Annotated in this window: 19 protein-coding genes, 1 other RNA gene and 1 other annotated feature; of the genes, 16 read left to right on the forward strand and 4 right to left on the reverse strand. The window is 46.6% G+C overall.

Going from position 1 to position 20,827, the window contains the following annotated elements; all coding sequences use genetic code 11:
* The first annotated feature begins 12 nt into the window (after positions 1–12).
* The 5 genes from ruvB to yajC are packed head-to-tail and all read left to right on the forward strand — an operon-like array spanning position 13 to position 3,701.
* Positions 13–1,011 (forward strand): Holliday junction branch migration DNA helicase RuvB, encoded by a 999-nt coding sequence (ruvB, locus tag GGR02_RS04935; RefSeq protein WP_183183629.1) that lies wholly within the window; start codon positions 13–15, stop codon positions 1,009–1,011.
* Positions 1,008–1,214, forward strand: coding sequence for a DUF2905 domain-containing protein (locus tag GGR02_RS04940; protein ID WP_183183630.1), 207 nt, complete (start codon positions 1,008–1,010; stop codon positions 1,212–1,214). The genes ruvB and GGR02_RS04940 overlap by 4 nt, the downstream gene beginning before the upstream one ends.
* A 23-nt stretch (positions 1,215–1,237) precedes the next feature.
* On the forward strand, positions 1,238–2,266 hold the full coding sequence (queA, locus tag GGR02_RS04945; RefSeq protein ID WP_183183631.1) for a tRNA preQ1(34) S-adenosylmethionine ribosyltransferase-isomerase QueA: 1,029 nt from the start codon (positions 1,238–1,240) through the stop codon (positions 2,264–2,266).
* 10 nt (positions 2,267–2,276) lie between these two features.
* Positions 2,277–3,419, forward strand: coding sequence for a tRNA guanosine(34) transglycosylase Tgt (gene tgt / locus GGR02_RS04950; RefSeq protein WP_183183679.1), 1,143 nt, complete (start codon positions 2,277–2,279; stop codon positions 3,417–3,419).
* 15 nt (positions 3,420–3,434) lie between these two features.
* A complete protein-coding gene (gene yajC, locus GGR02_RS04955) occupies positions 3,435–3,701 on the forward strand; it encodes a preprotein translocase subunit YajC (RefSeq protein WP_183183632.1) in 267 nt (88 codons plus the stop codon).
* 120 nt (positions 3,702–3,821) lie between these two features.
* On the opposite strand, the gene GGR02_RS04960 is transcribed toward yajC, so the two are convergent.
* Both GGR02_RS04960 and spoVB read right to left on the reverse strand, forming a co-directional pair.
* Positions 3,822–4,199: a TIGR04086 family membrane protein gene (locus GGR02_RS04960; protein ID WP_183183633.1), complete on the reverse strand. Its 378-nt coding sequence runs from the start codon at positions 4,197–4,199 to the stop codon at positions 3,822–3,824.
* 54 nt (positions 4,200–4,253) lie between these two features.
* On the reverse strand, positions 4,254–5,813 hold the full coding sequence (spoVB, locus tag GGR02_RS04965; RefSeq protein ID WP_183183634.1) for a stage V sporulation protein B: 1,560 nt from the start codon (positions 5,811–5,813) through the stop codon (positions 4,254–4,256).
* Positions 5,814–5,922: 109 nt separating this feature from the next.
* Between spoVB and GGR02_RS04970 the strand changes: the two genes are divergently transcribed.
* The 7 genes from GGR02_RS04970 (at position 5,923) to dtd (ending at position 15,249) form a co-directional block, all read left to right on the forward strand.
* Positions 5,923–6,213 carry a post-transcriptional regulator gene (locus GGR02_RS04970; RefSeq protein WP_183183635.1) on the forward strand — a complete coding sequence of 97 codons (291 nt, stop codon included), beginning with the start codon at positions 5,923–5,925 and terminating at the stop codon, positions 6,211–6,213.
* 86 nt (positions 6,214–6,299) lie between these two features.
* Positions 6,300–8,552, forward strand: coding sequence for a protein translocase subunit SecDF (secDF, locus tag GGR02_RS04975; protein ID WP_183183636.1), 2,253 nt, complete (start codon positions 6,300–6,302; stop codon positions 8,550–8,552).
* An 18-nt stretch (positions 8,553–8,570) separates the two neighbouring features.
* On the forward strand, positions 8,571–9,518 hold the full coding sequence (locus GGR02_RS04980; protein WP_183183637.1) for a cation diffusion facilitator family transporter: 948 nt from the start codon (positions 8,571–8,573) through the stop codon (positions 9,516–9,518).
* 56 nt (positions 9,519–9,574) lie between these two features.
* Complete coding sequence (recJ, locus tag GGR02_RS04985; protein WP_183183680.1) at positions 9,575–11,932, forward strand: single-stranded-DNA-specific exonuclease RecJ; 2,358 nt, start codon at positions 9,575–9,577, stop codon at positions 11,930–11,932.
* Complete coding sequence (locus GGR02_RS04990) at positions 11,923–12,435, forward strand: adenine phosphoribosyltransferase (RefSeq protein ID WP_183183638.1); 513 nt, start codon at positions 11,923–11,925, stop codon at positions 12,433–12,435. Before recJ ends, GGR02_RS04990 begins: the two co-directional genes overlap by 10 nt.
* Positions 12,436–12,585: 150 nt before the next feature.
* Positions 12,586–14,784, forward strand: coding sequence for a RelA/SpoT family protein (locus GGR02_RS04995; protein WP_183183639.1), 2,199 nt, complete (start codon positions 12,586–12,588; stop codon positions 14,782–14,784).
* A gap of 12 nt (positions 14,785–14,796) precedes the next feature.
* Positions 14,797–15,249: a D-aminoacyl-tRNA deacylase gene (dtd, locus tag GGR02_RS05000; protein ID WP_183183640.1), complete on the forward strand. Its 453-nt coding sequence runs from the start codon at positions 14,797–14,799 to the stop codon at positions 15,247–15,249.
* 97 nt (positions 15,250–15,346) lie between these two features.
* Here dtd and GGR02_RS05005 read toward each other — a convergent pair whose 3' ends face one another.
* Together GGR02_RS05005 and GGR02_RS05010 are read right to left on the reverse strand one after the other, a co-directional pair.
* Positions 15,347–16,378, reverse strand: coding sequence for an N-acetylmuramoyl-L-alanine amidase (locus tag GGR02_RS05005; protein WP_183183641.1), 1,032 nt, complete (start codon positions 16,376–16,378; stop codon positions 15,347–15,349).
* 9 nt (positions 16,379–16,387) lie between these two features.
* On the reverse strand, positions 16,388–16,768 hold the full coding sequence (locus tag GGR02_RS05010; RefSeq protein ID WP_183183642.1) for an SH3 domain-containing protein: 381 nt from the start codon (positions 16,766–16,768) through the stop codon (positions 16,388–16,390).
* A 125-nt stretch (positions 16,769–16,893) separates the two neighbouring features.
* Between GGR02_RS05010 and GGR02_RS05015 the strand changes: the two genes are divergently transcribed.
* The 4 genes from GGR02_RS05015 (at position 16,894) to ssrS (ending at position 20,747) form a co-directional block, all read left to right on the forward strand.
* The gene (locus tag GGR02_RS05015; RefSeq protein ID WP_183183643.1) at positions 16,894–17,070 is read left to right on the forward strand and encodes a hypothetical protein; all 177 of its coding nucleotides are present in this window, start codon (positions 16,894–16,896) and stop codon (positions 17,068–17,070) included.
* Between the two features lie 58 nt (positions 17,071–17,128).
* Positions 17,129–17,354: a binding site (T-box leader), on the forward strand.
* A 74-nt stretch (positions 17,355–17,428) separates the two neighbouring features.
* Complete coding sequence (gene hisS / locus GGR02_RS05020) at positions 17,429–18,700, forward strand: histidine--tRNA ligase (protein ID WP_183183644.1); 1,272 nt, start codon at positions 17,429–17,431, stop codon at positions 18,698–18,700.
* Positions 18,701–18,711: 11 nt separating this feature from the next.
* A complete protein-coding gene (aspS, locus tag GGR02_RS05025; protein ID WP_183183645.1) occupies positions 18,712–20,493 on the forward strand; it encodes an aspartate--tRNA ligase in 1,782 nt (593 codons plus the stop codon).
* Positions 20,494–20,564: 71 nt separating this feature from the next.
* Positions 20,565–20,747: non-coding RNA, 6S RNA (ssrS, locus tag GGR02_RS05030), on the forward strand.
* Positions 20,748–20,827: the final 80 nt, after the last annotated feature.

The raw sequence follows: 20,827 nt of genomic DNA on the forward strand, positions 1-20,827 counted from the left end.
GGGGGGAGTATCATGGAAGAGCGCCTTGTCGCCGGAGGTGCTTCGGCTGATGAAGCGTCGTTAGAATATAGCCTCCGTCCGAAAGTGTTACAAGAATATATCGGCCAAGAGCAAGTGAAAAATAACTTAAAAATATTTATTGAAGCGGCGAAAATGCGGAATGAAACGCTTGACCACGTTCTATTATACGGCCCCCCAGGGCTTGGAAAAACGACGCTCGCTGCCATTATCGCCAATGAAATGGGCGTTCGCTTGCGGACGACGTCGGGACCAGCGATTGAACGTCCAGGTGATTTAGCGGCGATTTTAACGGCGCTTGAACCGGGGGACGTCCTATTTATTGATGAAATTCACCGCCTGCCTCGAGCGGTAGAAGAAGTGTTATATCCAGCGATGGAAGATTATTGTTTAGATATCGTCATCGGCAAAGGGCAAACGGCGCGGTCGATTCGACTTGACTTACCACCATTTACGCTTGTTGGGGCAACGACAAGAGCAGGCGCATTGTCTGCCCCGCTTCGTGACCGATTTGGTGTATTAAGCCGATTAGAATATTACCGTCCAGAGCAGCTGGCACAAATTGTCACAAGGGCAGCTAGTCTTTTAGAAGTGGCGATTGAGGAAGCAGCGGCAGTTGAAATTGCTAGGCGCTCGCGTGGAACGCCGCGCATCGCCAACCGGCTATTGCGGCGCGTCCGTGACTTTGCCCAAGTAAAAGGCGATGGAACGATCACAGCGGTGTTAGCGAACGAAGCGCTCGAATTACTGCAAGTCGATCGTCTAGGGCTTGACCATATCGACCATAAACTATTGCAGACGATGATCGAAAAATTTCGCGGCGGTCCTGTTGGAGTAGAAACGATTGCGGCGACGATTGGCGAAGAAGCACAAACGATCGAAGATGTATACGAGCCGTATTTACTGCAAATCGGCTTTTTGCAGCGAACACCGCGCGGCCGTATCGTCACTTCTGCAGCGTACCGACATTTCGGAATGGAGGAACCAAAATGAGCAATTTCCCGAAAATGATCATGCTAATGGGTGCGATTTTGCTTGTTGTTGGGTTTGTTATGCAGTTTGTAAAGCTCGGTCGCCTTCCGGGCGATATCATCATTCAAAAAGGGAATACGACCTTTTATTTTCCGGTCGTGACGTCGATACTAGTAAGTATCGTGCTTTCGCTCATTTTTTATGTAATCGGTCGATTTCGCTAAAATAAACGAAATAGGTGAAAGAAATGAAAGTAGACTTATTTGATTTTTATTTGCCAGAAGAGTTAATTGCCCAGACACCGCTACCTGATCGGGAAGCCTCCCGATTGATGGTGCTTAATAAACGAACAGGTGAAATAAACCATGAAACGTTTCGCAACATTTTATCGTATTTACAAGCAGGCGATTGCCTTGTTTTAAATGATACGCGCGTATTGCCGGCAAGGCTTTACGGGGAAAAAGATGGGACAGGGGCAAAAGTGGAAGTGCTCTTGTTAAAACAGCTCGATGGCGACCGATGGGAAACGCTTGTAAAACCGGCAAAACGTGTGAAAGAAGGAACGGTCATTACATTTGGTGACGGGCGGTTACAAGCCGTATGCGAAGGCACGCTAGAACACGGCGGCAGAGTGCTCACTTTCCACTATAATGGCATTTTTTATGAAATATTAGAATCGCTTGGCGAAATGCCGCTACCGCCTTACATAAAAGAACAGTTAGAAGACCGCGAACGATACCAGACCGTTTATGCGCGTGAACGCGGGTCGGCAGCGGCGCCGACGGCAGGGCTGCATTTTACCGAACAGTTGCTGGACGATATTCGAAAAAAAGGTGTACACATCGCTTTTATTACGCTACACGTTGGGCTTGGTACGTTCCGCCCTGTCAATGTCGAGAATATTGAAGAGCACGACATGCACGCAGAGTTTTACCAAATGACCGAAGAAACGGCCCGCCTATTAAACGATGTAAAGCAGCGTGGCGGACGGATTATTGCCGTTGGCACAACATCGACGCGCACGCTCGAAACAATTGCAGCCCGCCATAATGGCACGTTCGTTGCCGAAAGCGGCTGGACAGATATTTTCATTTATCCGGGCTATGAGTTTCGGGCAATTGACGGGATGGTAACCAATTTTCATTTGCCAAAATCGACGCTCATTATGCTCGTCAGCGCGTTGGCAGGGCGCGAAAATGTGTTGCGTGCATATGAAGAAGCAGTGAAAGAACGATATCGCTTTTTTAGCTTTGGCGATGCGATGTTAATTATTTAAGAAAGGGGCTATACGCTTGGCGATTCGATATGAACTAGTGAAAACATGTAAACAAACGGGTGCGCGGCTTGGAATGATCCACACGCCGCACGGCTCATTTGAAACACCGATGTTTATGCCAGTCGGGACGCTAGCGACGGTGAAAACGTTGGCGCCGGAAGAATTGAAAGAAATGGGCGCCGGCATTATTTTAAGCAACACGTATCATTTATGGCTTCGTCCTGGACACGAGATTGTAAAAGAAGCAGGTGGGCTTCATTCGTTTATGAATTGGGATCGTGGCATTTTAACCGACTCCGGTGGCTTTCAAGTATTTAGCTTAAGTGAATTTCGCAAAATTGAAGAAGAGGGCGTATATTTCCGCAACCACTTAAATGGGGACAAGCTATTTTTGTCTCCAGAAAAAGCGATGGAAATTCAAAATGCCCTCGGTTCGGACATTATGATGGCGTTCGACGAATGTCCACCGTATCCGGCGACGTACGAATATATGAAACGCTCGGTCGAACGGACGAGCCGTTGGGCAGAGCGCTGCTTAAACGCGCACCAACGCCCAAACGAGCAAGGATTGTTTGGCATTGTGCAAGGCGGGGAATTTGAAGATTTGCGCAAACAGAGCGCGCAAGACCTTGTATCGCTCGATTTCCCAGGCTATGCTGTCGGCGGGTTATCGGTCGGAGAACCGAAAGACGTGATGAATCGCGTCCTTGAATTTACGACTCCGCTATTGCCAGCGAATAAGCCGCGCTATTTAATGGGCGTTGGGTCGCCGGATTCCTTAATTGACGGCGCGATTCGCGGCATTGATATGTTTGACTGCGTCTTGCCGACAAGAATCGGACGAAACGGCACGGTAATGACGAGCGAAGGGCGTGTCGTCATTAAAAATGCCCAATATGCCCGCGATTTCACCCCGCTTGACCCGAATTGTGACTGCTATACGTGTCGCAACTATACTCGGGCATATATTCGCCATTTAATTAAGTGCGATGAAACGTTTGGCATTCGCTTAACTTCTTACCATAACGTCTATTTTTTGATAAAATTAATGGAGCAAGTCCGTCAAGCGATTCGTGAAGACCGTCTCGGTGATTTCCGCGATGAATTTTTCGAACGATACGGGTTTAACAAACCAAACGCGAAAAACTTTTAGAAAGGGGGGAAACAGATGGCAGCAGCGATGAATTTACTACCGATTGTGTTAATGTTTGTGATTTTTTATTTCTTGCTCATTCGCCCGCAACAAAAGCGCCAGCGCGCCGTACAGCAAATGCAGGCGAACTTGAAAAAGGGCGATAAAATCGTGACAATCGGCGGGTTGCACGGCATTATCGACTCCGTCGACGAAGATAAAGTCGTCATCCGCGCAGGCGACGGCACGCGTCTTACATACGACCGTTCAGCGGTTCGTGAAGTAATCGCGGAAAATAAATAACGATAAAAAAGCTGCCTTTTTATGCGAAAGGCAGCTTTTCTTACGAATTTTACGAGTAGGTGAGGAGCTGTCTAGCTCCAAGTGCCATCGGCTCGAGTCGCTCGGTGGACGCTTTTCTTCTTAATGTTGACGCGATGAGGAGAAATTGACGCCCATGATTCCTCCAATCATTGCGACGGCCAAAAAGCCGAGATGGTACAACCATTGTTGTGCGGAGAAAGTTTTCTCCATCCCTAAAAATTGAAACAAAAAGATGATGAATGTAAAGCAAACACCTGTTGCTCCACCAATGAGCCACCCTCTTTCTTTTCCTTTCCCGCCGGCAACGACCCCACCGATAAAGACAGATAGAAGCGAACAAGCGAAAATAACAAATGTTAACGACGACTCTTGCACATCCGTCCATTTTAAGAGAAGTGACAGCAACATGCTCACTATTGAGGCGAGTAAAAAAATGGTCACTACTCCATATGCCACGGCTTTTCCAAACCGAGCCATGTGTTCTCCCTCCGTTTCTCGTTTTACCGAAAATATATTCACGCTCGGACATGTTTAGAAGCGTTTTTTTCGTAAAAACAGCCGAATGAATGGGAGGCGTGCCAATTCCTCGCGTTTTACGAGATTGAACACGATTAAAAGAATGATATAGGTAACCGTTGTGACCGTAATTGCGATGAGCGTGCGAATATTAATAGGGAGTGAGTATTGCCAATAACGAAATGCGATATGTCCAATAAGTCCAGAAGCTGCCATTGTCAGGAGCGTATATACATATTCAAGCACATAGATGGAATACGAAATCGCTTTGACAATCGTCGCAAAATGAAGCAACGTCACAAGCACTGTTCCGATCGCAATCGCTAATGCCGCCCCCATAATGCCTAATTTCGGTTGGGTAGCGAGCGCGAAAATGCAGGCAGTTTTCACTGCAGAGCCGATAAAGCTATTTACCATCGCTGCTTTTGCTAAATCCAAGCCTTGCAACACCGCTTGGAGCGGCCCTTGGCAGTAATAGAATAAGAAAAAAGGGGCCATTACTTGGACGAAACCGGCAGCGTTGCTCGTTCCGTACATAAGCAGCATGATCGGATCGGCAAACACATACAGTACGACTACCGCTAAACCGCCGGTAATAAGAGAAAGACGCATTCCTTGTTGGACGCGATGTTCGATGAGTAGTGGCTGTCGCTGAGCTGCCGCCTCGCTAATCGCTGGAACGAGCGACGTAGAAAGCGAATAGGTAATAAATGACGGCAGCATTAATAACGGCAGCGCATATCCGGTTAATTCCCCGTATTGTTTAGTTGCCGCCGCTGTTGCGACGCCAGCTATCGCTAAACTACGTGCAACGACAATCGGCTCTAAAAACCAAGCGATGGAGCCGATTAAACGGCTTCCGGTTGTTGGAATGGCGATGCGTAATAAACTGACGAACGTTTCTTTCCCTGCTTTGACATAGCGGAAAAATTGCGAGCGAAGCTTCATCGGTTTTTTCCGTTTGAATATATATACTAAATAAAAAAGAGACGCCAATTCCCCGAGGACGGCAGAAAACATTGCCCCCGCTGCGGCATACTCAATGCCGTACGGCAAAAACAAATTCGTGCAAAAGGCGATTAAGCTAATGCGGACGATTTGTTCGATGAGTTGCGAATACGCGTACGGCTTCATTTGTTGCCGCCCTTGAAAATAGCCGCGCAATACAGAAGAGACGGCAACGATTGGAACGACCGGCGCAATCGCCAGTAGCGGATAATACGTGCGGGCATCGGTAAAGAGCGACGTTGCTAAAAAAGGAGCAAGCAGCACCATCGCAGGGAAAAACAACACGCTTAACGTTCCGGTAATCACTAACGAAACGACGAGAATTTTTTTTACTTTTTGCTGGTCACCCATCGCTTCTGCTTCCGCTACTAATTTCGAGATGGCAACAGGCAGCCCCATTTGTGTGAGTGTAATGGCCAACACTAGCGTCGGAACGGCCATCATATATAACCCGACCCCTTCTTCGCCGATGACGCGGGCAACGACGATGCGGTTAATAAACCCGAGCACACGTGTAACGAGGCCGGCGACAATTAAAATAATCGTTCCTTGCAAAAATTTGGACATCGCGAACTCCCCTCCCTTCTCAAATAGGACAATCTTTTATACAATTAACTATATGCAGTACATGCGAACGAGCATGACAAGTTTGCCTTGAAAATGGGGAGCGGTGACGATGGCGAAAGAGCAAGTAGAAAAATTGCGGGCGGAGCTTATGCCTGCATTGCAATGCAAATATGACGAATTTCGCTTGTTAGGCTATGAACAGGTGACATACGAAAAAATTTGGGAGTGTTTGCGACAAAAAAAATGGAAAACGTTAGAAGAAAAAAAGTTATACGAACTAGTAAGCGATATTTTGTCGCTTTCGATTGGTGAATATATGGCGTTTCTCACGATGTCATCGTATCGAGAGCAACATGTAAAAGCAGACGACTTACAATCACTTGTAGATGAATTATTGTAGAAAATTGACAGCTTGTCGAAACTGCTTCATAATAAAATGTTGAGGCGGTTTGGCTCGTGGTTGGTGAGAACATAAGGAGGATTTTTATGGTAAAAAGAAGTCGCATCATTGCGTTTTTCCTCATTGTGCTTTTATTAGGGGGCACGATGGGAACGACAATTCAAGGAATTTTACATAACATAAAGCTAGGGCTTGATTTACAAGGCGGCTTTGAAGTGTTGTATGAAGTAAAGCCGGCGAAAAAAGGCGATAAAATTGACAAAGAAACGCTTGCTAGCACGGTAAGTGCTTTAAATAAGCGGATTAACGTGCTTGGGGTGAGCGAACCGAACATTCAAACGGAAGGAACCAACCGAATTCGCGTGCAGCTTGCAGGGGTGAAAGACCAGAACGAAGCGCGTGAAATTTTATCGACGCAAGCGAAATTAACGTTTCGTGACGTGCATGATAACGTATTGATGGATGGAAGCGATCTTGTCGAAGGCGGCGCGAAGCTTTCGTTCGATGAACATGGAAAACCGAGCGTTGCCATTAAGCTAAAAGATGCAAACAAATTTAAGCAAGTAACCGAAAAAGTGTATAAAATGGGGGAGCCAAATAACTTATTGGTCATTTGGCTTGACTTTAAAGACGGGGTCGACTCGTACGCCAAAGAAGCAGGAAAAGCAAAGCCAAAATATATTTCCGCTGCCGCTGTCAACCAAGTGTTTGACCAGACAGACGTATCGATCGTCGGCAACTTTACTGTCGAGGAAGCAAAGCAGCTCGCAAGCTTATTGAATGCGGGGGCTCTTCCGGTTGAGTTAAAAGAAATTTATTCGACGTCCGTTGGGGCACAGTTTGGCGAAAATGCGTTGCAAAAAACGATTTTCGCTGGCATTGTCGGCGTCGCGTTAATTTTCTTATTTATGATTGCCTACTACCGCTTGCCAGGGCTTATTGCCGTTATTACGCTTTCCGTTTACATTTATTTAATTTTGCTCGTCTTTGATTGGATGAACGGTGTATTGACGCTGCCGGGAATCGCGGCGCTCATTTTAGGGGTCGGGATGGCGGTCGATGCCAACATTATTACGTACGAGCGAATTAAAGAAGAAATGAAGCTCGGGAAGTCGATTATGTCCGCGTATCGCACCGGAAATAAAGGGGCGTTTACGACGATTTTCGATGCCAACATTACAACCATTATTGCTGGGGTCGTCTTGTTTATTTATGGGACAAGCTCGGTAAAAGGCTTTGCAACGATGCTTATCATCAGCATTTTAGCAAGCTTTATTACTGCCGTATACGGTACGCGTTTATTGCTCGGACTGCTTGTGCAAAGCCGTTTCTTAAACAATAAACCAAGCTATTTTGGCGTGAAGAAAGCGGAAATTTTAAATATTGCCGAAACGAATGAAGACACGGAAGTGCCGACAAAATTTGACCGCCTTGATTTCGTCAAACACAGTAAAAAATTCTTTATCCTTTCTGGCGCATTGACGGTTGCTGGCATTATTGCCCTGTTGACGATGAAGCTAAATCTTGGGATTGACTTTGCGAGCGGGACGCGCGTCGAAGTGATGAGCGACCAAAAACTAAACGTACACCAGCTAGAAACGGAATTTCAAAAGCTTCATTTACAGCCGAAAGATATCGTGCTCTCAGGAAATAAAGGTGAAGTTGGCGTTGCTCGCTTTATTGGCGTCTTAAGCAAAAAAGAAATTTCTGAACTGAAGACACACTTTAAAAAGCAATACGGGTTTGAGCCGAACGTCAGCACCGTATCGCCGACCGTCGGAAAAGAATTGGCGCGAAATGCGTTTATCGCGGTCATCATTTCGTCTATCGGCATCATTCTTTATGTCACGCTTCGGTTTGAAATGTATATGGCGCTAGCAGCGATCGTTGCGTTACTACACGATGCGTTCATTATTATTACGTTTTTTAGCTTAACCCGTCTAGAAGTAGATTTAACGTTTATCGCCGCAGTGTTAACGATTATCGGTTATTCGATTAATGACACGATCGTTACGTTTGACCGCATTCGTGATTTAATGAAACGTCGGAAAGTGAAAACGGTGGACGACTTAAAGTATATCGTCAACCGCGCGTTGCAACAAACGTTTACGCGCTCCATTAACACTGTATTAACCGTTATTTTCACGGTCGTGGCGCTTTTACTGTTCGGAAGCGAAGCAATCCGTAACTTTAACATAGCGTTATTCGTCGGATTAATTTGCGGCGTCTACTCATCGTTATTTATCGCTTCCCAGCTATGGGTCGTTTGGAAAGGAAATCAGTTGAAAAAAGGGAAAATGAAGAAACAACCGCTGAAAGAAGCGGAGCCGGAAATATAAGCAATAGGATGCCTACAAATGGGCATCCTATTTTTATGGAATCAACGGGAAAGGAAGAGAACGGTGAAAAAAGAAGAGCGTTTTCGGCAAGCAGAATTTGCCGCAGCAGTTGGCATCATTGGAAACATCGTGCTTGCGGTAGTCAAAGCGATCGCCGGAGTAGTCGGACATAGTAAAGCACTTCTTGCCGATGCGGTGCACTCTGCATCCGATGTCGCTGGGTCGGTGGCAGTATTAGTCGGACTGCGCGCGGCGAAACGCCCGCCGGATGAAGACCATCCGTACGGGCACGGCAAGGCAGAGTCGATTGCTGCGATTATCGTCGCTGTGCTGCTATTTATTGTTGGCATCGAAATTGGTAGAGCATCACTCACATCATTTTTTAAGCCACTTCGTCCGCCAGAAATGATCACTGTCTATGTCGTCATTGCTTCGATTGTTGTAAAAGAAGCGATGTTTCGCTATAAATATCGGCTTGGGAAAAAACTAAAGAGCGACGCGATTATAGTGAATGCTTATGAGCATCGTTCCGACGTTTTTTCTTCCATCGCTGCGCTGATCGGCATCGGTGCTGCCATCGTCGGTTCTGCTTTTGGCATCGACTGGCTCGTCTATGCCGATCCGGTTGCAGGGCTATTTGTTTCTATTCTTGTCATTAAAATGGCGTGGACACTTGGAAAAGAATCAATTCATACGACGCTTGACCATGTATTGCACGAAGAAGATATCGAGCCGTTTCGCGACGCGGTATTGCAAATTCCTGAAGTACGAAAGCTTCATGAATTGCGTGCGCGCGAGCATGGGCATTACGTGATTATTGATGTGAAGATCGCCGTCGATCCGACGCTAACCGTCGAAGAAGGGCATCGAATCGGTAAACGCGTAAAAGAGCGGCTTCTTTCGTTTGCCAATGTCGAGAACGTATTTGTGCATGTGAATCCGCACTATCAGAAAAAAAACGAGTAACCTCGTTGCTCGTCTTTTCCTCCTTTTGTATAATAGGGGGAGTTGAGGTGGAGCATATGTTAACAGCAAAAACACGATGGGATGTAAAGCGTCCTAGTCTAGATAAAGTCAATCAGCTTGTCGAACGATTAAATATCGCTCCGCTTGTCGCGGCATTGCTTGTCAATCGCGGCATCGAAACAGCGGAAGCAGCAAAGGCGTTTTTACTGCCGGAAAAGCAACCGCTTCATGACCCGTTTTTATTTGACGACATGGAGCAAGCGGTCGAACGAATTCATCGAGCGATTCAAGCTAGAGAACGCATTCTCGTCTTTGGTGATTACGATGCCGACGGCGTTAGCAGCACGACCGTCATGATGAGCGCGCTGAACGAATTAGGAGCGAATGTGGACTTTTATATTCCTAACCGCTTTACCGAAGGATACGGACCGAACGAGAGTGCGTTTCGCCGAGCAAAAGCGCAAGGCGTTTCGCTTATCATTACGGTTGACACAGGAATTGCTGCGGTGAAAGAGATAGCGCTGGCGAATGAACTTGGAATGGATGTCATCATTACCGACCATCACGAACCAGGACCAGTGTTGCCGGAGGCGTTCGCCATCATTCATCCGAAAATCGGAAGGTATCCGTTTCGTGAACTAGCCGGGGTTGGGGTCGCGTTTAAACTAGCCCATGCGTTGCTTGGAAACGTGCCAGAACATTTATTAGACGTCGTGGCGATTGGGACGATTGCCGACCTTGTGTCATTAACAGGCGAAAATCGTTCGCTCGTCGTCCGCGGCTTACAACAATTGCGCAATACGGCGCGCATCGGCATTCGGACATTACTGAAACAGTGCGGAGCGAATCTTTCGCAGGTGAACGAAGAAACGGTCGGCTTTGTCCTTGCGCCGCGCATTAACGCGGTTGGGCGGTTAGGCGATGCTTCGCCAGCAGTGAAGTTATTAATGACCGACGACGAAGCGGAAGCGCAGCAGTTAGCGGCAGAAATGGAAGTGCTCAACCGCGAGCGGCAACAGCTCGTCAACGATATCACGGAAGAGGCGGTAGCGATGATTGAGCGTGAGTTTCCGCTTCATGCGCACCGTGTGCTTGTCGTGGCGAAGGAAGGATGGAACGCAGGGGTTGTTGGCATCGTTGCTTCCAAGTTGGTGGAGCGGTTTTATCGGCCAACGATTGTGTTGAGCATTGACCGAGAAAAAGGAATTGCGAAAGGTTCAGGGCGAAGCATTCATGGCTTTGATCTTTTTCACCACCTATCGGCAAGTCGCGATATTTTGCCACATTTTGGCGGTCATCCGATGGCAGCTGGGATGACGCTTGCGATCGAACATGTGGACGAGTTAAGGGAGCGGCTCAATCAACAAGCGAGGGAAACGTTAACAGAAGAAGACTTTTTGCCGATGACACCGATTGATGCTGTCTGTTCTGTCCGAGACGTCACGTTAGAAGCGGTAGAGCAACTAGAACAACTCGCTCCGTTTGGCGTCGATAACCCAAAACCGTTTGTGTTGTTAGAAGAAGTGGCAGTGCAAACGATTCGCCGCATCGGGACGAACCAGGCTCATATTAAAATGTTGTTTGAACATGAAGGACATACGCTTGACAGTGTTGGTTTCGGATATGGCTATTTGCACGATGAAATTGCTCCTGACGCAAAAGTGTCCGTCGTTGGCACATTGTCTGTGAATGAATGGAACTATTTACGGAAGCCGCAGCTCATGATTTCCGACGTCGCGGTACGCGATTGGCAGCTATTTGATTGGCGGGGAATGAAGCAAGTACAATCTGCTTTTTCAGCGCTTCCGCTCGATAAACGTTTGCCAATCGCGTTTCACGCCGAAACGATAGAGGAATTAAAGTTTGGAGCACATCGTGACGAAGTGCATATTATCACGTCGGCGGAAGAAGCAGGACGCATTTGCACGGACGGCCGCTACCTTGTCCTCCTTGATTTGCCGCCGTCGTTGGACGTCTTAAAAGTTTTATTACATGGTAGTTTACCTGCGCGCATTTATGCGTTATTCTATCAAAGGGAGAATCATTTTTTTAGCACGCTGCCAACGCGTGACCATTTTAAATGGTTATATTCGTTTTTGCGGCAAAAACGATCATTTGATGTGGAAAAATACGGTGCTAAACTAGCGCGTTCGCGCGGATGGACGAACGAAACGGTTCGTTTTATGGTGCAAGTCTTTTTAGAGTTGCAATTTGTCACACTTGAACATGGCGTCGTTCAACTCGTTGAACAGCCAGCGAAGCGCGATTTAATGGATTCTCCAACCTACCGATTAAAACAAGCTCAACTAGAGCTCGAAAAAATGTTTGTCTATTCATCTTATGAACAATTAAAGCGCACCTTTTTGGAAATGAGAGGTTCGCAACTGTACGAGGAGGCAAAAACATGGATTTAAAACAATACGTCACGATCGTTCCGGATTTCCCAAAACCAGGCATTATGTTTAAAGACATTACGACGATCATGGATAAAGGAGAAGTTTACAAATACGCGACAGACCAAATCGTGCAATATGCACGGGAAAAAGAAATTGATATTGTCGTTGGTCCGGAGGCGCGCGGATTTATTATCGGCTGTCCGGTTGCGTATGCGCTCGGCGTCGGTTTTGCTCCGGTACGAAAAGAAGGAAAATTGCCACGTGAAGTCGTTCGCGTTGAATACGGATTAGAGTACGGCAAAGACGTGTTAACGATGCATAAAGATGCGATTAAACCAGGCCAGCGCGTCTTAATTACAGACGACTTATTGGCGACAGGCGGAACGATTGAAGCAACGATTAAGCTTGTCGAACAGCTTGGCGGTGTAGTGGCAGGCATTGCGTTTCTCATTGAGTTGACATATTTAGAAGGTCGGAAAAAGCTAGAAGGATACGATATTTTAACATTGATGCAATTTTAAACATCGACATCTTCGCATGAATTCGCTAAAATAGAAGGAAGAGATGTTTGCAAAGAGCACTCCGTAGGGTGCTCTTTCTTATTAACTCCAACTTTACATGTCGAAAAATTTCCACGATAATAGTATCAAATTTTAGTTAAAGGTGATCTCATGGCCAACGAACAAGTGTTAACGGCGGAACAAGTCATCGAACAAGCGAGTCGTTATTTGTCCGAAAAAGACGTTGAATTGATAAAAAACGCGTACGAATTTGCGAAACATGCTCACCGTGAGCAATATCGAAAATCAGGCGAACCATATATTATCCATCCGATTCAAGTCGCCGGCATTTTAGTTGATTTGAAAATGGACGCGGTGACGATCGCCGCTGGATTTTTGCATGATGTCGTAGAAGATACGGTAGCGACAAAAGAAGATTTAGAAAAGGCGTTCGGCGAGGAAGTAGCGATGCTTGTTGACGGCGTCACGAAGCTTGGAAAAATTAAATATAAATCCCACGAAGAGCAACAAGCGGAAAACCATCGGAAAATGTTTTTAGCGATGGCACAAGACATTCGCGTCATTTTAATCAAATTAGCGGATCGGCTCCATAACATGCGGACGTTAAAGCATTTGCCGGTGGAAAAGCAACGGCGCATTGCCAATGAAACGCTGGAAATTTTTGCTCCGCTTGCACATCGGCTCGGAATTTCAAAAATTAAATGGGAGCTAGAAGATACGGCACTTCGTTACTTAAACCCGCAGCAATATTATCGGATTGTCAACTTGATGAAGAAAAAACGCGCGGAACGCGAGCAATATTTAGAAGAAGTCATTCAAGAAATGCGCGAGCGGTTAAACGAGGTATCCATTAAAGGGGAAATTTCTGGGCGACCGAAACATATTTACAGCATTTATCGGAAAATGGTGTTACAAAATAAGCAGTTTAACGAAATTTACGATTTGTTGGCCATTCGCATTATCGTCCATAGCATTAAAGACTGTTATGCAGTGTTAGGCATTATTCATACCTGTTGGAAGCCGATGCCGGGCCGTTTTAAAGATTACATTGCGATGCCAAAGCCAAACATGTATCAATCGCTGCATACGACCGTCGTTGGTCCGAAAGGCGAGCCGCTTGAAGTGCAAATTCGCACGTTTGAAATGCATCAAATTGCCGAATTCGGGATTGCTGCCCATTGGGCGTATAAAGAAGGAAAGACGGTAAAACCGAATTCGTTTGAAGAAAAACTTTCTTGGTTTCGGGAAATTTTAGAATGGCAAAACGATGCAAGCAATGCAGAAGAGTTTATGGAAACGCTCAAAATGGACTTGTTCTCTGATATGGTGTTTGTCTTTACGCCAAAAGGGGACGTCATTGAACTGCCGGCTGGGTCAGTGCCAATTGATTTCGCCTACCGGATTCACTCGGAAATCGGCAACAAAACGATCGGCGCTAAAGTGAATGGCAAAATGGTGCCGCTCGATTACAAGTTAAAAACGGGGGATATTGTTGAAATTTTAACGTCGAAACATTCGTACGGACCGAGCCAAGATTGGTTGAAACTAGCGCAAACGTCACATGCGAAAAATAAAATTCGCCAATTTTTCAAAAAGCAACGCCGCGAAGAAAATATCGAAAAAGGAAAAGAAATGGTAGAAAAAGAAATTCGCAACCTTGGTTTCGACGTCAAAGACATTTTAACAACCGAAAATGTCAAACGAGTGGCGGAGAAATTTAACTTTTCCAATGAAGAAGATATGTACGCAGCGGTCGGCTACCACGGGATTACGGCGGCGCAAATTGCCCATCGGTTAACGGATAAATGGCGGAAGCAGCGCGATTTAGAAGAACAGCAAAAAAAATTAGCCGAAGCGGTGCAAGAAATAAAAACGCCGATTGGGAAAAAACGCGATTGCGGCATTCGGGTGCAAGGAATCGATAATTTATTAATTCGTTTGTCGCGTTGCTGTAACCCAGTTCCTGGCGATGAAATTATCGGCTTTATTACGCGAGGGCGGGGTGTTTCGGTGCATCGCGCCGATTGTCCGAACGTGCAAACAGAAGAAGCGGAAGACCGGCTCATTTCGGTCGAGTGGGAAAGCGATGCGAAAACGAGTCGCGAATACAATGTCGAAATTGAAATTTCCGGCTTTGATCGGCGCGGCTTATTAAACGAAGTGCTCCAAGCGGTGAATGAAACGAAAACAGATATTTCTGCAGTTTCCGGGAGATCGGATCATCGAAATAAAATCGCGACCATTCATATGACGATTGCGATTCGTAACATTAGCCATTTACAAAAAGTCGTCGAACGAATTAAACAAATTCCAGACATTTATTCTGTTCAACGAATAATGAATAACTAGAAAGGGATTGTTATGCGAGTAGTCGTACAACGTGCAAAACAGGCGAAAGTGACCGTCAACGGGGAAACGGTCGGCTGTATTGATTTTGGGCTGGTGCTTCTTGTCGGGGTTACCCATCATGATACAAACGAAGATGCGGCGTTTGTTGCCGATAAAATTGCGAATTTGCGCATTTTTGAAGACGAAGCTGGGAAAATGAACGTATCGCTTCTCGATGTTGGCGGTGCGGTGTTGTCGGTGTCGCAGTTTACGCTATACGGCGATTGTCGAAAAGGACGGCGTCCGAATTTTATGGAAGCCGCACGACCAGAGCATGCGCTTTCGATTTATGAAACGTTCAATGAAGAATTAAGAAAAAAAGGAATTACGGTCGAAACGGGCCAATTTGGTGCGATGATGGAAGTGACGCTCACAAATGACGGACCGGTCACCCTTATCGTTGAAAGTAAAGAAAAAAGCGAGTAACGGATGGTTGCTCGTTTTTTTTTTCGACCGTCGGAGGCAAGCATATAGCTTGCCTCCACGTGACATAGTTATGCACGGCTAGTCGAATTTGCTGCTTCTATTGGTTAAAGTAGCGCTGTAGTCCGTTGATGATGTCGGCTACTACTTGCTGCTGGTAAGCGTCGGAACGAATGATCGCTAATTCCGTTGGGTTGTTGACGTACCCGAGTTCTAATAAGACTGACGGAACCGTTGTTTCGCGAATGACGTGGAAATCGCCGAATCGAACGCCGCGATACGGAATAGACAGCCCATTGGAAAAGAACGGGTCAAGCGATAGTGCGAGCGGGTAGTCGCTTTGTTGGTCGTAATAATACACAGTCATTCCGCTTGCTAACGTTGGCGAGCTGTCGTAATGAATGCTAATAAACGCATCGGCATGAGATTGATGGGCGATGCGGACGCGTTCTTGCAGCGTAAGGTATGTGTCATCGGTTCGCGTAAGATAAACAATGGCTCCTGTTTTTTCTAGCTCCTGCTTTAAACGAAGTGCAGTGTTGAGCGTCAATGTCTTTTCCATTGCGCCATCGCTTCCGATGGTGCCGCTATCTTTGCCCCCATGGCCAGGGTCGATGACGATGATTTTCTTTTCAATCGTTCCATTGTTATTGCTACTGCGGACAATTGAAACGACCCATTCGGCGATATAGCCGCTCGTGCCCTCTGGAAGTTCTACTTTATACCACGTTCCTTCTTTCGCAAGGACGTGAAACTGCTCCCCTTTTTTTGCTACTTTTCGTACGCTCGCCGTCAGCGATGGCGCAGTACGAACGTTCGTCCCGTCTTCTAACACTTTAATAGAATAAGAAGCGGTCATAATGTATGTACGGTATACCCACCCGGTCACAGTGCCGTTCACGTTTATTTGATACCAATCGGTCGTTTCGCCAACGATGCTAACTTCTTGCCCGAACGTTAGCTTTTGAATGACGTTTGCTTGCAAAGACGGTTCTGCCCGTACGTTCAGGATGTCGACAGCGACCGTTCCCGTTTTCGTCTGTATGGCAGGCGGTGCTGGATTCGCTGGATTAGAAGACACCGGAACGAGGTAGTCAGAAGCGACCCAACCGGTTAGCGTATTTTGTTTCATTTTTACCCATTATCCGTTTCGATCGATGACTTGAACGGTTTGTCCGCGCTGTAAATAGCCGATGATTTTTGCTTGTGGGCTCGGAGAAGTGCGGACGCGGAGCTGGTTGACAGCCGCTTTCATTTGCATCGCTGTTTCGGCGACGTATTGTCGAGTAACCCAGCCCGTTTCTTTAGCGGTCAGTCGCAAGTGTACCCATCCGTTCGTTTCTTGAAGCACAGGGTACGTTTCTCCTTGCCGAAGCTTTGCTTTGACTCGATATGTTGTTCCAGGCCCTTCTCGGACGTTTAGCCGGTCTGCAGTCGTGACGACCATTTTTGCTTCTGCCAAAGTAGAAAGAGGGATGAACAATAAGGCAAAAAGCAAATAAGCGATAGTTGTTCGTTTCAAGCTAGCTCCTCCTTTCGTTAGCCGTCGGAATCATAATAATTCGATAAAAAATGAAAAAATCCTTTTATTTTTTTATAAAACAGGAAAGATTAAAAAATGAATGCCGAAACGAAAGGATGACGACCGTGAGAAATAGTGAGAAGGGAGAGTTCGTTCATCAAAAAGGGGGCGAACTATTTCATGTCGATTTTCATGAATTTATTCGCAAAGCACCGGACTATACGCCTTATGAGCTAGCATCGGAGTTTGGATTGACGCTTCGCGATGTCCAGAAGTTAAAAAAGCAACTGTTCCGCGCATAAATACGTTTTCTCGCTTGACAAACAGAAGATTCATTCGTAACATAAAAAATAAAATTGGGAAAAGCCGATGATGGAGAAAAGTAGTTAAGAGTACACATGGCCAGAGAGGAAATGCCGTAGGCTGCAAGCATTTCTCCATGATGACTTAACGAACGAACACTCCGTAGGTTTCTCTTTGAACGCAGTGGCTAGTAGAAGAGAACGCGCACCGGGCGTTATCGGGACAAAGTGGAAGCTTTAGCTTCAATTAGGGTGGCACCACGGGATAAACTCTCGTCCCTATGTTTTTGCATAGGGAAGGGAGTTTTTTTATTGGCAAGACGCTTTTTTATTTTACATAGAAGCAGGAGGATGAAGGATGTCGTTTCAAATTCCGAGAGGGACGCAAGATATTTTGCCAGGGGAAGTAGAGAAATGGCAATATATCGAACAACTAGCGCGCGACCTTTGCCGGCGCTATAACTATCAAGAAATTCGCACGCCGATGTTTGAACATACGGAATTGTTTTTACGCGGCGTTGGCGATACGACGGATATCGTGCAAAAAGAAATGTATACGTTTGAAGACCGCGGCGGCCGAAGCATTACGCTTCGCCCAGAAGGAACGGCAGCCGTTGTTCGGTCGTTCGTGGAACATAAAATGCATGGGCAGCCAAACCAACCCGTGAAGCTTTATTACATCGGACCGATGTTTCGGTACGAACGGCCGCAAGCTGGACGGTTTCGGCAATTTGTCCAGTTTGGTGTCGAAGCGCTTGGAAGCAACGACCCAGCAATAGATGCCGAAGTGATTGCATTGGCGATGGATATTTACCAGTCGCTCGGCTTAACGAAGCTAAAGCTTGTGATTAATAGCCTCGGGGATATCGAGAGCCGAAAAGCGCACCGCCAAGCGCTCATTGCCCACTTCAAAGAAAGAATCGGCGAATTTTGTGCAGACTGCCAAACGCGTTTAGAAAAAAATCCGATGCGCATTTTAGACTGCAAAAAAGACCGCGATCACGAATTGATGGCAACCGCTCCATCCATTTTAGACTATTTGAACGAATCGTCGCGCACCTATTTTGCAAAAGTGCAAACGTATTTAACCAAATTAGGGATTTCGTTTGAAGTAGACCCTCGCCTCGTTCGCGGGTTGGACTACTATAACCATACAGCGTTTGAGATTATGAGCGAGGCGGAAGGATTCGGAGCGATTACAACGTTATGTGGTGGCGGCCGCTATAACGGGCTTGTGCAAGAAATTGGTGGGCCAGAAACGCCAGGCATTGGCTTTGCGCTTAGCATTGAACGGTTGCTTGCGGCATTGCAAGCAGAAGGAATTTCCTTGCCAATTGAAACCGATCTTGATTGTTACGTCGTTGCGTTAGGCGAGAAAGCGAAAGAGGAAGCAGTTGTGCTTGTCCATGCATTGCGTCAAGCGGGCATCGCCGCAGAAAAAGACTACCAAGATCGGAAAGTAAAAGCGCAGCTAAAAGCGGCTGACCGCTTGCAAGCGCAATATGTCGCGATTCTTGGGGATGACGAGCTCGAAAAACAAGTGATTAATGTAAAAAATATGAAAACGGGTGAACAAACAGAAGTGCCGCTTGCTTCATTTGTGGAGTATGTTAAACAAGCGTTAGTATAGGAGGGGTTTCGATGTTTGGAAGGACGTATTATTGTGGTGAAGTTAGCGAACAAGCAGTTGGCGAAAAAGTGACGTTAAAAGGATGGGTACAACGACGTCGCGACCTTGGTGGATTGATTTTCATTGACTTGCGCGATCGCACGGGCATTGTACAAATTGTTTTTAGCCCAGATGTATCGGAAGAAGCGTTACGTATTGCGGAAACGATTCGCAGTGAATATGTGCTAGACGTCGAAGGAACGGTTGTGCGCCGTGAAGCAGGACAAGTAAACCCAAATTTAGCAACAGGCACTATTGAAGTGCATGTTGAGCGCGTAACGATTTTAAACGAAGCGAAAACGCCACCGTTTACGATTGCCGATGACACAGACGTTGCCGAAGATGTGCGTTTAAAATATCGCTACTTAGATTTGCGCCGCCCGGTGATGTTCCAGACGTTTAAAATGCGCCATCAAGTGACGAAGGCGATTCGCGACTTTTTAGACGAAGAAGGCTTTTTAGAAGTAGAAACACCAATTTTGACGAAAAGCACGCCAGAAGGAGCGCGCGACTATTTAGTGCCAAGCCGAGTGCATCCAGGAGAATTTTATGCGTTGCCGCAATCGCCGCAAATTTTTAAGCAGCTATTAATGGTCGGCGGTTTTGAGCGTTATTATCAAATTGCCCGCTGTTTCCGCGACGAAGATTTGCGGGCAGACCGCCAGCCGGAATTTACCCAAGTCGATATTGAAACATCGTTTATGAGCCAAGAAGAAATTATCGCGATGGTCGAGCGAATGATGGCGCGCGTCATGAAGGTGGCGAAAGGAATCGACGTCCCGCTTCCGTTCCCGCGCCTGTCGTACGACGAAGCGATTGCTCGGTACGGCTCGGACAAGCCGGACACGCGTTTTGGCATGGAATTAGTCGATGTGTCTGAACATGTGAAAACAAGCGGCTTTAAAGTGTTTGCGAGCGCGGTAGAAACCGGCGGTCAAGTAAAAGCAATTAACGTAAAAGGGGCGGCAGACAAATATTCCCGTAAAGATATTGACGGCTTGACCGAATTTGTTTCCCGTTACGGTGCGAAAGGACTGGCATGGCTAAAAGTCGAAGAAGACGGGTTAAAAGGGCCAATTGCGAAATTTTTCACCGAAGCAGAACAAGAAAACTTTATGCAAGCGCTCGCTGCGGAAATAGGGGACTTGCTTTTATTTGTGGCGGATAAAAAGACGGTCGTTGCCGATGCGCTCGGAGCGTTGCGGCTGAAGCTTGGCAAAGAATTAAAACTCATCGATGAAACAACATTCCATTTCTTATGGGTTACGGACTGGCCGCTGTTAGAATACGATGAAGAAGAAGGACGCTATTATGCAGCGCACCATCCGTTTACGATGCCGGTGCGCGAAGACTTAGAAAAGCTTTCGACCGACCCAGCTTCGGTTCGCGCCCAAGCGTACGACCTTGTGTTAAACGGCTATGAGCTAGGCGGCGGCTCGCTCCGGATTTTTGAGCGCGACGTGCAAGAAAAAATGTTCCAAGTGCTCGGATTTACGGAAGAAGAAGCGCGTGCGCAGTTCGGCTTTTTACTAGAGGCGTTTGAATACGGCACTCCGCCGCACGGTGGGATTGCGCTCGGGCTAGATCGTCTTGTCATGCTTTTGGCAGGGCGCACGAACTTGCGCGATACGATCGCTTTCCCGAAAACGGCAAGCGCAAGCTGCTTGTTGACCGATGCACCGAGCGAAGTGAGCGAAAGCCAGCTCGAAGAATTGCATTTAGCGGTCAAAACAGAAAATGTTAGCCGTGTGTAACGTGTGTCACGAAAAAGTAACAAATCTGTTCGTTGAAAAGGCATGCAAAGTGTGCTATGATACATTCAAGCATAGTCCTGATGTGTTCGTCGTATAACCTTATTGTTTTGACCGAACAATAAGTTATACGGGAGTCCGGAGTTTTCAAGCGGCGTACATGCCTCTGTTCGAGGACGTGCAATGGTTGAAACAGGGCACCCACCTGCTGGGAGCGGGTTCAAAACGAAGGCATCGACGGCACGATTGGGACTTCAACCTCCGAATGAATCCCTTATGTGAAGCACATGCTTTACATAAGGGTTTTTGTTTTGTCAAGAAAAAATCCGATTGAAAT

The organism is Anoxybacteroides voinovskiense, assembly GCF_014196205.1.
GTDB classification, from domain to species: Bacteria; Bacillota; Bacilli; order Bacillales; family Anoxybacillaceae; genus Anoxybacteroides; species Anoxybacteroides voinovskiense.